Raw genomic sequence first — 12,194 nt, forward strand, 5'->3', positions numbered from 1 at the left:
CGGCGACGTCGACCACGACGGCAAGGCCGACCTCTTCGCCCACCAGCGCAGCACCAACACGGTCTACCTCTACTCCGGTACCGGCGACCGCCACCGCCCGTTCAGATCCCGCGCGATCTCGGACGCCCACACCGGGGACACGTACAACCACATGAGCTGAACCAGGAGCCTGCCCGGGCGTGGCACCTGCCACGCCCGGGCAACGCCACGCCCAGAGCTCGGGGCGCGGCGGTGGCCGCGTGGGGCGTGGCGGTCGCGCTGCTGCTCGGCTGGATCGGCCACCTGGACTTCGCCCGGACCCCGTGGCCCTGCGCCCTGGCGTGCGCGTGCTCCGAGGCTCCGCCCCCGGGCTCCCGCGCCTCAAAGCCCCGGTTACGAAAGAGCGCGGGGTGGGGAAGGGTCACAGCTCCACGCAAAGTTCCCGCAGGCCCCTGATCACGAAGCCCGTTTTCCACTCCGGCTCCGACACCAGCCTCAGGCCCGGCGCCTGGCGCAGCAGCTCCCCGAACGACGCCGACAGTTCCAGACGGGCCAGTGGCGCGCCCAGGCAGTAGTGGATGCCCGCCCCGAAGCTCACGTGCGGATTGTCGGCGCGCGACAGGTCCAGGGTGTCCGGGTGGGGGAAGCGCGCTTCGTCGCGGTTCGCGGAGCCGAACAGCAGCGCCAGTTCCGAGCCGCGCGGGATCACCGTCCCGTCGATCTCGATGTCGTCCAGCACCCAGCGCTCGAAGAGCTGGAGCGGGGTGTCGTACCGCATCAGTTCTTCCACAGCTGTGGACAGCATCGAGTGGTCCGCCCGCAGCGCGGCCAGCTGCTCGGGGTGGCGGAAGAGCGTCCACCACCCGCCCGCCGTGGTGTTCACCGTCGCCTCGTGGCCCGCGTTGAGCAGCAGCACGCACGTGGAGATCATCTCCTGCTCGCTGAGCCGGTCGCCCTCCTCCTGCGCCGAGATCAGCTCGGAGATCAGGTCGTCGCCCGGATCCGCCCGTCGCAGGGCGATCAACTCCCGCAGGTACGCGCTGAATTCGAGCGACGCGCGCACCGCCCGCGCCGCCGTCTCCTCGGACGGGTTCAGCTCGTACATCCCGCAGATGTCCGCCGACCACGGCCGCAGCAGGCCCCGGTCCGACGCGGGGATGCCCAGCATCTCCGCGATCACCGCGACCGGCAGCGGTTCCGCGACCTCGGCCAGCAGGTCCCCGCCGCCCGCGCGAGCGAGGTCCGCCACCAGGTCCGCCGCGAGCCGGCGCACCACCGGCTCCAGCGCCTGCACGGTCCGGGGCGTGAACGCCTTCGTCACCAGACGCCTGATCCGCGTGTGGTCCGGGGCCTCCAGGTCCAGCAGCCCGTGGTCGTTCAGCGTGTGGAACGGCTCGTGCGCGGCGGGCGGCGGCGTACGCCCGAACTCCTCGTGCGTGAAGCGGTGCAGATACGTGCGCCCCAGCCGCCGGTCCCGCAGCAGCGCCGACACGTCGGCGTGGTGCGGGACGAGGAACTGCCGCGTCGGCTCGAACCAGTGCACCCGCCCTCGTGCCCGCAGCTCGGCGAGAGCCGGGTACGGGTCGGCGGCGAAGGCGGGGGACCAGGGCTCGAACGGTGCGTCCATGACGGGACGCTAACCCCGCCTACGACGGCGTGACCAGCCTCGCCTCGTACGCGAACACCGCCGCCTGGGTGCGGTCGCGCAGGCCGAGCTTCACCAGGACCCTGCTCACGTGCGTCTTGATCGTGGACTCGGCGACGACCAGGTGCGAGGCGATCTCCGCGTTCGACAGCCCCTGCGCGATCAGCACCAGCACCTCCGTCTCCCGTTCGGTGAGGTCCCCGACCTGCGTCATCGCGGCCGGGCGCGGATTCTCGGCGAGCCGGGAGAACTCGGTGATCAGCCGTCGCGTGACCGTCGGGGCGAGCAGCGCCTCACCCGCGGCGACCACGCGGACGCCGTCGGCGAGCTGCCGGGCGGAGGCGTCCTTCAGCAGGAAGCCGGACGCCCCGGCGCGCAGCGCCTGGTACACGTACTCGTCGAGGTCGAACGTGGTCAGCACCAGCACCTTCGCCCCGCTGTCGGCGGCGACGATCTCGCGCGTGGCCTCGATGCCGTTCAGCTCCGGCATGCGGATGTCCATCAGGACGACGTCGGGCGCCAGCTCGGCGACCCGGCGCACGGCCTCGCGGCCGTTGACCGCCTCGCCGACGACCTCGATGTCGGGCATGGCGTTCAGCAGGACGGAGAAGCCCTCCCGGACCATGGCCTGGTCGTCGACGATGAGCACGCGGATCGTCATGACATCTCCTGGGAGGTGGTCGCGGCGACGGGGATGAAGGCGGTCACCTCGTAGCCGCCCTCCTCGGTCGGCTCGGCGGTCATCTCGCCGTTGAGCATCGTCACACGTTCCCGCATCCCCGTGATGCCGTGGCCCGCGCCCGGCGAGGGCTTCACAAGGCCCTGCGGCGCGGTGTTCACCACCCGCAGGCCAAGGCCGCCCAGTACGTACGAGATCTCGATCCTGGCGGTGGAACCGGGCGCGTGCCGCAGGGCGTTGCTGAGCGCCTCCTGGATGATCCGGTACGCCGACAGCTCGACGCCCTGAGGCAGCTCGCGCACCGCTCCGGTGACCGTCTTCTCCGTCTCCAGTCCGGCGTCGCGGACGTTGGCGACCAGGTTGTCGAGGTCGCTGAGCACGGGCTGCGGCGCGTCCGGCGCCTCGTAGTCCTCCGCCCGTACGACGCCGAGGATGCGGCGCAGCTCGGTCAGCGCGGCCACCGCGTTCTCACGGATCGTGGCGAACGCCCGCTCCAGTTCCTCCGGCGGGTTCTCCACCCGGTAGGGCGCGGCCTCGGCCTGGATCGCGACGACCGACATGTGGTGCGCGACGACGTCGTGCAGCTCGCGGGCGATGGTCGTGCGCTCCTCCAGGAGCGTGCGCCGGTCGCGCTCGACAGCGGTCACGGTCTGCTGCGCGGCGACCTCCTGCTTCGCCTCACGCCGGGTCAGGATCATGCTCACGGCCAGCAGGGCCACGGCGGAGCCGAAGAGCATCGCGGCTGCGTTGCTGCTGTAGCCGCGGCTGAGGACGGTGTCCGAGAACGCCGTGTACCCGGCGGTGATCACCCACATCCAGCCGGCCGTCCGGGGCCGGGTCCGCAGCGCCACCAGGACCATCACCGCGAAGTGGGAGACGAAGCCCGCGGGGGTCCAGGGCCAGTCGTCCCCGAACCCGCCCAGCACCCCCACGAACGGGGTGCTCGCCAGCGACACCCACCAGGCGCCCACCGGCCTGATCAGCGTCATGGCCACCGCGCCGGCCGGCACGAGCCCGAACAGGAGGGAGCCGAAGTCGCCGGCCCCGGACCCGCCCGCGACGAGCAGCGTGCAGAACGCGGTGAACAGCACCACGCCGTGCGGCAGCCACACGGCGAGCGTGCGTATCCGCTCGCCGGGGAGCCGCCGCACCAGCGGCCCGTCACCGCGCAGCGGCGCCAGCGGACGGTAGGCGAACGCGTCGTGGAAGAGGTCCTGGCGGAGGCCGCTGAGCGCCCCTTGGGCCAGGCGGTACTCGGGGCTGCGGGTCTTCTCGGTCACGTGAGAAAGGTAAGCGGAGCGCCGGGCGCGGTCGTCAGCATCGTTACGGATCCTGCGGCATCCGTCGTGAGGACTACCCGCGGCAGCGCGCTCAGCAGCAGGCCGGACGCACCAGCCCCGTCTCGTACGCGAAGACCGCCGCCTGGGTACGGTCGCGCAGGCCGAGCTTCACCAGTACCCGGCTCACGTGGAGGGCGAGGTCGGTGACCGCCGCGGTCTCGGGGCGGTGGGCGGCGCGGGCGCAGACGACGGAGCCGTAGGAGTGGCACAGGAACGACACGGGGGCCGCGCCCTGGGCGGCGCGCAGGGCAGGGGCGCCGGTCAGGCCCGGAAGGCGTCCGCGTGCTCGGCGGCCCACTCGGTGAACGTCCGGGCGGGCCGGCCCGTCACCTTCTCGACCGTGGGGACGACGGTGCGTCCCACCGGCGGGGTGTTCCCGTACGCCTCCAGCAGGAACCCGATCACGTCGTCGGTCAGACCGGAGGCGCGCCACTGGCCGACGGCCTCCTCCTCGGTCAGCTCGACGAGCCGGATCGCGCGTCCGCGCGCGGCGGCCAGTGTCTCCGTCTTGTCCCGAAGGGTCAGCACGTCGGGCCCGGTGATCACGTACTCCTGTCCGCCGTGGCCGTCCTCGGTCAGGGCGACGGCCGCGACCGCGCCGATGTCGGCCTCGTGGACCATGGCGCTGAGCCGGTCGGTGAACGGCTCGCGCACCTCGTCGGCCGTGCGCACGCCGTCCGCCCACGCCAGGGCGTTGCCCATGAACTCCACCGGCATCAGCACGGTCCACGGGATCTCCCCCGCCCGCACCGCGTCCTCCAGCAGGCTGGGGCCGCCGCCGTGCAGCACGGTGATCCGCCGTACGCCGGCCTCGCGTGCGAGCTCGAGAACGCGCGGGCCGGTCTCCAACGGGGCGAAGTACGGGCCGCCGAAGGTGATCAGGTGCAGGCCGGTCACGCCCTGGAGCGCGGCGGTGAGCGTACCGGGGTCGGTCAGATCGCCCCGGACGACCTCCACCCCGGCGGGGAAGTCGGCCTTGCCCGGGTCGCGGGTCAGGGCACGGACGGAGTGTCCGCGGCGCAGCAGTTCGGCGACCACCTGGCGGCCGACGGTTCCGGTTGCTCCGGTCACGAGATTCGTCATGGGAAGACCGTAGGAAGACTTGCGGTCAGCTCCTGTCCGCAAGAACGCCCTTTCCTACCAGGCGAGTTGGGCGATCTCCTCGGCCACGACGGCACAGGCGTCCGCGGCCGGGTCGATGAGCGGGAAGTGCCCGACCTCCTCCAGCAGGGTCAGTCCGACGGTCTCGCCGGCCTTCGCCGCGGCGTCGACGAACGCCTCGCTCACCGCCTGCGGCACGACGATGTCGGTACGGCCCTGGACGACGACCGTCGCGATGCCCGTGGGCAGCAGGACGGCCGGGTCGGCGTGGGCGGCCCGCTGCTCGTACTCGCCCTCCGCGCCCAGCAGTTGGCGTACCGCGCCGCCGCACAGGTCGAGCCCGACGGCGTGCGCGAAGTCGGCGATCGGGGCGAGCGCGACGACGCCGCGCAGGGCGGGCGGCGCGGGCAGCCGCCACGGCGACCCGGCCGGCAGGACGTGCCGGGCCGCGGCCCACAGCGCGAGGTGCCCGCCCGCCGAGTGCCCCGTGACGACGGTGCGCCGCGGGTCCGCCTGCGGCAGGGCGCGCCGCGCGAGGTCCGGCAGCGCGTCGAGTGCGGCGGCGACGTCGTCGAACGTCTCCGGCCACCGTCCCGCGACGGGCCCGGTCCCGCGCTGCTGCGGGATCTCACGCCCGCGCCTGTACTCGACGTTGGCGACGGCGAGTCCGCGGCGGGCGAGGAAGTCCGCGAACGGGGTGACGTGCCACCGGTCGTACGGCGCCCGCCACGCCCCGCCGTGCAGCAGCACGACGAGCGGGGCACCGGCGCGGCCGTCGCGCGGCGCGTAGAAGTCGACGACCTGATCGGGATGGTCCCCGTAGGCGAGGGAGGCGTCCGGCGCGACGGCAGGATGCGAGAGCGCCGACGCTTCCTCGGCGGCGTCACGGGCGACGGGGTCCGGCATGTGCTGCTCCAACAGTCCCGCAGGTGTGGCGTATTCAACCTGACCAGCGCGGACGCTATCAGTTCCGCTGGGGCGGGGCGGGTGCGCTTCCCGCTCCCCGCCCTTTCCCGTAACCGGGGGCTCCGCCCCCGGACCCCGGCACCGCGAACCGGGGCTTCGCCCCCGACGCCCGTACCGCGCTGCGTGCGGTGCCCGCGAGCTCCCCTACGGCCCGGCGGCCGCGGGCGCCCCACCCCGAAACCAGGCCGCACCGCCCGCCACACGGCGACCCGAGGGCTCGGCCCCCGAACCTCCGCGCAACGGACACGCCATCCCGAAACCGGGCCCCGCCCCGCCCGGACCCACGCATCGCCCGCCACACGGGACCTGAGGGCTCCGGCCCCGAACCTCCGCGCAATGGAGACCCCATCCCGAAACCAGGCCCCGCCCGGACCCGCACCGCCCGCAACACGGCGTCCCGATGGCTCCGCCCCCGAAACCCGCGCACCTCAAACTTCACCCACGGCCTGGCGGCCGTACGAGGGACCCGCAACGGGGGCTGGATTTCCCCAAGCGAAATCCAGCCCGTCCGGCGATTGAGGACACCGCGCGAAGCGCGGTACGGGGTCCGGGGTCCGGGGCGAAGCACCGGTTCGGGAGGGGGCGGGGTGGGGGGAAACGGCTCCGCGCAGCGGCGATCCAGCCCGGTGCGGGGGCGCGGCGCACCCCCACACCGGGCCGGGGGGCCGCGCCCGTGGGCGTCAGGCCCCGAGTACCTCCGACAGCACCCGCGCCGCCCGCTCCACGTCACCGAAGCCCACGTACAGCGGCGTGAAGCCGAACCGCAGGACGTCCGGGCGGCGCAGGTCCCCGATCACACCGCGGTCGATCAGCTCCCGCATCACCCGCGGCGCGTCCTCGCAGCACAACGCCACCTGACTGCCCCGTTCCGCGTGCGCGGAAGGGGTCAGCGAGGTCACCGACCCGGCCGGGACGTACGCCTCGACGCACTCCAGGAAGAAGTCCGTCAGCGCCAGGCTCTTGGCCCGTACCGCGTCGATCGAGATCCCGTCCCAGACGTCGAGCGACGCCTCCAGCGCCAGCATGGACAGGATGTCGGGGGTGCCGACCCGGCCCCGGACCGCGCCGGGCGCGGCCTCGTAGCCGAGGGTCATCCCGAACGGGTCCGTGTGCGAGTTCCACCCCGGCAGCGGGGAGTCGAAGCCGGCCTGATGGCGCTCGGCGACGTACAGGTACGCCGGCGAACCCGGACCGCCGTTCAGGTACTTGTACGTGCAGCCGACCGCGAGGTCCACGCCGTGCTCGTCCAGCCCCACCGGCAGCGCGCCCGCGCTGTGGCACAGGTCCCAGACCGCGAGCGCGCCCGCTTCGTGGACCGCCGCCGTCAGGCCGGGCAGGTCGTGGAGCCGGCCCGAGCGGTAGTCGACGTGATTGACGAGCGCGACCGCCGTCGTCGGCCCGAGGGCCGCGGGCAGGTCCGCGGGGTCCACGAACACGGCCTGCTTCCCGGTCATCCGGGCGGCGGACTCGGCGATGTACCCGTCCGTGGGGAAGGTGCTCGCGTCCACCAGGACGTCCGTACGCGCCGGGTCGTCGACGAGCCGCACCGCGCCCACAACCGCCTTGAAGACGTTGACGCTCGTCGAGTCACCGACCACGACCTGCCCCGGCGCGGCGCCCACCAGCGGCGCGATCCGGTCGCCGATCCGCTCGGGCGCCGTCCACCAGCCGCTCTCGTCCCACGAACGGATGCGCAGCTCGCCCCACTGACGCGTCACCACATCGGCGACGCGGGCCGGCACGTGCGCGGGCAGCGCGCCCAGCGAGTTGCCGTCCAGGTACACGGCGTCGTCCAGGGCGAACAGCTTGCGCGCACCGGCGAGTTCGTCTGCGGCGTCCAGCGCCGCGGCCTTCTGGGCCAGGGACTCAGACATGGCTGCGCGCCGTCCACAGCTCGGGGAAGACGTTCTTGCGGGCCCGCTTCTCCAGCCAGGAGACGCCCGCCGAACCACCCGTACCGACCTTCGAGCCCATCGCCCGTCGCGTCGCCACGAGATGGTCGTTGCGCCATCGCCACACCAGCTCGCCGACGTCGGTGAGCGCCTCGCCGAGGCGCACCAGCTCGGAGTCCTGGTCCTCGGCGGCGTACAGCTCGGCCCACGCCCGCTCGACCTGTTCGGACGGCTCGTACTTCTGCGACAGGTCCCGCTCCAGCACGTCGGCCGGTATCGCGTGGCCCCGGCGCGCCAGCAGCCTCAGCACCTCGTCGTAAAGACTCGGCTCGTGCAGGGCCTTCTCCAGCTCCGCGTGCACCCGCGGCGCGCCGCGGTGCGGCACCAGCATCGACGCGGACTTCTCGCCGAGCAGGAACTCCATGCGCCGGTACATGGCCGACTGGAAGCCGGATCCCTCGCCGAGCGCGTCGCGGTAGGCGTTGAACTGGGCCGGGGTCAGGTTGGCGATCGGCCGCCAGGAGGCGTTCAGCGCCTCCAGCTCCCGTACGGAGCGCCTGAGCGCGTCCATCGCCACGGGGACGCGGTCCTCCCGCAGCGCACGGGCCGCGGTCTCCCATTCGTGGACGATCACCGTGAACCACAGCTCCATGACCTGGGTCGTGACCAGGAAGACCATCTCGCCCGGGTCGTCCGAGCGGGGGTGCTGGAGGTGGGTGAGGACGTCCGCCTGGACGTAGTCCTCGTAGGGAGTCGTGCCCGCGAAGTCCAGATTCGGGGCGGCGTCATGTGACATCGCTGTCTCCTCGACGAATCCGGGTAGCGGTCCGCCCCTTCCTGATCGGTGTGGGCCCCGGTCCCCACCGGCATCATAGGACGAGGTTCACACCGGTGGTCCGGTGAGATACGTCCCGTCCTCGTCGTAGGGCCAGGCGTTGGAGACGCAGCCGTTCAGGCCCTTGATCTGCTGCATCATCACCGGAGCGGGGCGGCCCGGGCCGGGGCAGCCCAGGTGCTGCCGGATGCCGATCTCGTGCCCCACCTCGTGGTTGATGATCAGGTGCCGGTACTCGGCGGGCGTCCCGGCGAACGTGGGCGACCCCAGCATCCACCGCTTCAGATTGACGACGACGCCCTCGACGGTCTCGCAGTTCAGCTCGCCGCGGGTGTTGAGCCCCTGAGCGAGGCAGAGCCGGTCGGCGGTGGCCGGGGTGGCGATCCTGATGACGAAGTCGGCGTCCGACGAGACGAGCTGGAACCGGCCGCGGCCGTGGGCGGCCCACCCCTGTGGATGGGCGAGGATGACCTCGATCTCGGCCGCCGCCTGCCGTGCGGACAGGTCGATTCCGTCCTCGACCTCGACCTTGTAACGGCGCAGGGTGCCGGTGCCGGCCGCCGCACCCGTGGCCTGCGCGGCGGTGAACGTCCCCTTTCCGGACGCAGGCACCTTCGGCGGCCCGCTCGCCTGCGAGGACGCCTTGGGCGACACGATCGTGCCGGGTCGAGGGGAGGCGGACGCGGACGGCTTCGGGTCGGCCTCGGCAGAGGTACTGGGCGCATTCTCGGGAGAGCTCTCGGGGGAGGTCAGCGGTTCGGCGCGGGGCGTCGCCGCCGGGGCCGCGGACACGGCGCCGGTGCCACCGCTGCGCCAGTGCGCGAGGGCGGCGCCCCCGCCGATGGACAGGACACCGACGAGCAGGCCGAGCACGAGGAGCGGACCGAGCGGGCGGCGACGTGCCCGGTCCCGGCGGGACGGGGCCCGGCGGCCACGTCCACGCCCTCGTCGGGTGGCGGCGCGCTTGCCCAAGACAGGACTCTCCCCTGGTTCGGCCGGCCTTTCTGGGGGAGAGGGTGGGGCCTCCGGTCCGGCGGTGTACATCAGCTGCGTACGGGTAAATCGACCGCGCGTGCGATCGTACCCAGGAGGACGTGGCCCACGAGGCAGCGGTTCCCTGGCCCGGCGGGGTGCGATGCGCCGATGGCAGACTTCAGCCATGAACCTTCACGAGAACCTTCTCGGCGGTCCGCCCCCGACCCACCTGCCGGAGAACGAAGAGGCCTACCGGATGCTCGCCGAGCAGTCCGCGACGCCTGCCGAGGTCGCCGCCGCGCACCCGACCTTCTCCCTGGCGTGGGCGATGCTGGCCGACGACGCCTTCGAGGCCGGGCGCCTGGTGGAGTCCTACGCCTACGCCCGCACCGGGTACCACCGAGGGCTCGACGCCCTGCGCCGCGCGGGCTGGAAGGGCCACGGCCCGATCCCCTTCAGCCACCGCGCCAACCGCGGCTTCCTGCGCTGCCTGGCGGCACTCGCGCGTGCCGCCGGCGCGATCGGGGAGACGGAGGAGGCGGACCGCTGCTGGCAGTTCCTGAAGGACAGCAGCGACGAGGCCTACGCGGAACTGAAGCGCTGACCCCGGTCTCCCGGGACTTCGGCCCCGGGAGACCGGGGTCAACGGGGGGCACTCGGCCCTCGGGGCGCTGGCCCCCGGCCCACGCGGGCCAGCGCCCCGACGGGCGCGTGGGGGCATCCTGGCCCCACGGGCGACCAGCCACGGCATCCAGGGCCTCCAGCCCCGAAACCCAGCCCCGTATCGGGCCTTGAGGCGAAGGGACGGGCACGGGGGATCCTGCCCCACGGGCAACCAGCCACAGGAGCCGTGGCCGCCAGCCCCGAAACCCAGCCCCCGTATCGGCGCTTGAGGCGTAGCGACGGGCACAGGGCACCTTGGGCCCCGGGCGGCGAGCCACGGGGTCCGGGGGCTCCAGCCCCGAGAACCCAGCCCCGCCGGCGCTCGAGGCGCGGGGCTCGGGGCAGAGCCCCGACGAGTGCGTGTGGCAAGCCGAGCCCCACAGCCGACCAGCCATGGGGCCGTCGGGGCCGCCAGCCCGCAAACCAGTGCCGTCGGCACATCACGCGCAGGGCCCGAGGCAGCGCCCCGACGGGCGCGTGGGGGCACGCTGACCCCCGGGCGACCAGCCACAGGGGCCGTACAGGGGCCGGGGCCTCCAGCCCCGAGAACCCAGCCCCGCCGGCGCTTGAGGCGCGGGGCTCGGGGCAGAGCCCCGACGAGTGCGCCAGGCAGCCCCGACGGAGGCGCGGGCGTCCCCGAGGGCCGACCCCGCGCGTCACGCGTCATGCCGCCCCGCACTCGCCGGCGGCTCCAGCGGCGGCGCCGACACCCCGCAGTTCATCCGGCACTCCGGCTGCGTGTGCTCCTCCGTCGGCGCCGGCGCCCTGACCGTCGCCCAGGCGATCACCGCACCCGCCACCAGCACCCCCGCGCACATCGGAATCGCCCGCCGGAACGTCTCCCCGAACTCCGCCGCCGAGCGGTACGCCTCCGGCCCCATCCCCGCCAGCAGCGGCAGCGCCGCCACCGCGATGAGGCCCGCCGCGCGGGCCGCCGCGTTGTTGATGCCGCTCGCGATCCCGGCCCGCGCGGTGTCCACGGACGCCAGGACGGTCGCGGTCAGCGGGGCCACCAACGTCACCATCCCCATGCCCATCACCACCAGAGCGGGCAGCACGTCCACGAGGTAGGAGGCGCCCTCGCCGACCCGGAGCATCAGCATCGTCCCGGCCGCGCACAGCAGCGGACCGACGGTCAGCGGGATGCGCGGTCCGATCCGTTCCCCCAGTTCCCCGGACTGCGCCGACAGCAGGAGCATCAGCACGGTGGTCGGCAGCAGCGCCGTACCGGCGCCGAGCGCCGAATAGCCCGCGACGACCTGCAGCTGCAGCGCGACGAGGAAGAAGAACCCGCCGAACGCCGCGTACACGCACAGCGTCACCAGGTTGACCGCGGTGAACTGCCTGATCGCGAAGACGGACAGCGGCAGCATCGGCTCGGGCCGACGCCGCTCGACCAGGACGAAGGCCGCTCCCACCAGCACGCCCACGAACCCGGGCCACACCGTCGCGTCGATGAGCGCGTACGTCACCAGGCCCAGCGCCGCCGCACCGAGCACCGCGCCCAGGACGTCGAAACGGCCCGCCGCCCGAAGGTCGCGCGACTCGGGAACGTGCCGCAGCGCCACGGGCACGCACAGCGCGGCCAGCGGCACGTTGAGCAGAAAGACCCAGCGCCAGCCGGGCCCGTCCACGAGCCAGCCGCCGACGAACGGTCCGACCGCCGCGCCGACGCCGCCGAGCCCCGACCACATCCCGACCGCGCGCGCCCGGTCGTCGGGATGGAAACTCGCCTGGATCAGCGCGAGCGACCCAGGGGTGAGCAACGCACCGCCGACGCCCTGCAAGGCCCGGGCGGCGACCAGGACGCCGCCGTTCGGAGCCAGTCCGCACAGCAGCGAGCCGATGGCGAACCAGACGACGCCGAGGACGAAGATCCGGCGACGGCCGTAGCGGTCGCCGAGCGCTCCCCCGAGGAGGATGAGACCGGCGAGCGTGAGCATGTACGCGTTGACGGTCCACTGCAGAACGGCCAGGTCGACGTCGAGGTCCCGGCCGATCCGGGGAAGGGCGACGTTGACGACGGTGGAGTCGAGCAGCGCCATCCCGGAACCGAGGACGGTCGTCAGGAGCACCCAGCGCCCCTGGGCCGAGGACAGCCTGATGTCCATACGGGCAT

10 protein-coding genes and 2 pseudogenes are annotated in these 12,194 nt (G+C 73.4%); 1 reads left to right on the forward strand and 11 read right to left on the reverse strand.

The window, feature by feature from the left end:
* Nucleotides 1-400 precede the first annotated feature (400 nt).
* The 10 genes and pseudogenes from AB0K02_RS31160 to AB0K02_RS31205 form a co-directional block, all read right to left on the reverse strand.
* Nucleotides 401-1,606: a cytochrome P450 gene (locus AB0K02_RS31160; RefSeq protein ID WP_365995950.1), complete on the reverse strand. Its 1,206-nt coding sequence runs from the start codon at nt 1,604-1,606 to the stop codon at nt 401-403.
* A gap of 19 nt (nt 1,607-1,625) precedes the next feature.
* Entirely contained in the window at nt 1,626-2,285 is a 660-nt protein-coding gene (locus AB0K02_RS31165; protein ID WP_365995951.1) for a response regulator transcription factor, read from the reverse strand.
* Entirely contained in the window at nt 2,282-3,583 is a 1,302-nt protein-coding gene (locus tag AB0K02_RS31170; RefSeq protein WP_365995952.1) for a histidine kinase, read from the reverse strand. The genes AB0K02_RS31165 and AB0K02_RS31170 overlap by 4 nt, the downstream gene beginning before the upstream one ends.
* Before the next feature lie 91 nt (nt 3,584-3,674).
* Nucleotides 3,675-3,773: pseudogene (locus AB0K02_RS31175) on the reverse strand (DNA-binding response regulator); the annotation flags it as partial.
* A gap of 9 nt (nt 3,774-3,782) precedes the next feature.
* A pseudogene (locus AB0K02_RS31180) lies at nt 3,783-3,941 on the reverse strand (alpha/beta hydrolase); the annotation flags it as partial.
* Nucleotides 3,905-4,726, reverse strand: coding sequence for an NAD(P)H-binding protein (locus AB0K02_RS31185; RefSeq protein WP_365995953.1), 822 nt, complete (start codon nt 4,724-4,726; stop codon nt 3,905-3,907). The gene AB0K02_RS31185 and the pseudogene AB0K02_RS31180, both read right to left, overlap by 37 nt.
* Before the next feature lie 54 nt (nt 4,727-4,780).
* Entirely contained in the window at nt 4,781-5,650 is an 870-nt protein-coding gene (locus AB0K02_RS31190; protein ID WP_365995955.1) for an alpha/beta hydrolase, read from the reverse strand.
* Nucleotides 5,651-6,390: 740 nt separating this feature from the next.
* Nucleotides 6,391-7,584: a kynureninase gene (gene kynU / locus AB0K02_RS31195; RefSeq protein ID WP_365995957.1), complete on the reverse strand. Its 1,194-nt coding sequence runs from the start codon at nt 7,582-7,584 to the stop codon at nt 6,391-6,393.
* Nucleotides 7,577-8,398 (reverse strand): tryptophan 2,3-dioxygenase family protein, encoded by an 822-nt coding sequence (locus AB0K02_RS31200; RefSeq protein ID WP_365995958.1) that lies wholly within the window; start codon nt 8,396-8,398, stop codon nt 7,577-7,579. The genes kynU and AB0K02_RS31200 overlap by 8 nt, the downstream gene beginning before the upstream one ends.
* A gap of 87 nt (nt 8,399-8,485) precedes the next feature.
* The gene (locus AB0K02_RS31205) at nt 8,486-9,310 is read right to left on the reverse strand and encodes a DUF3152 domain-containing protein (protein WP_365995959.1); all 825 of its coding nucleotides are present in this window, start codon (nt 9,308-9,310) and stop codon (nt 8,486-8,488) included.
* 286 nt (nt 9,311-9,596) lie between these two features.
* On the opposite strand from AB0K02_RS31205, the gene AB0K02_RS31210 reads away from it, so the two are divergent.
* Entirely contained in the window at nt 9,597-10,016 is a 420-nt protein-coding gene (locus tag AB0K02_RS31210) for a DUF3151 domain-containing protein (protein ID WP_365995961.1), read from the forward strand.
* 715 nt (nt 10,017-10,731) lie between these two features.
* On the opposite strand, the gene AB0K02_RS31215 is transcribed toward AB0K02_RS31210, so the two are convergent.
* On the reverse strand, nt 10,732-12,186 hold the full coding sequence (locus AB0K02_RS31215; RefSeq protein ID WP_365995962.1) for an MFS transporter: 1,455 nt from the start codon (nt 12,184-12,186) through the stop codon (nt 10,732-10,734).
* Between the last annotated feature and the right edge of the window lie 8 nt (nt 12,187-12,194).

Source organism: Streptomyces sp. NPDC049597, assembly GCF_040675505.1.
GTDB lineage: Bacteria > Actinomycetota > Actinomycetes > Streptomycetales > Streptomycetaceae > Streptomyces.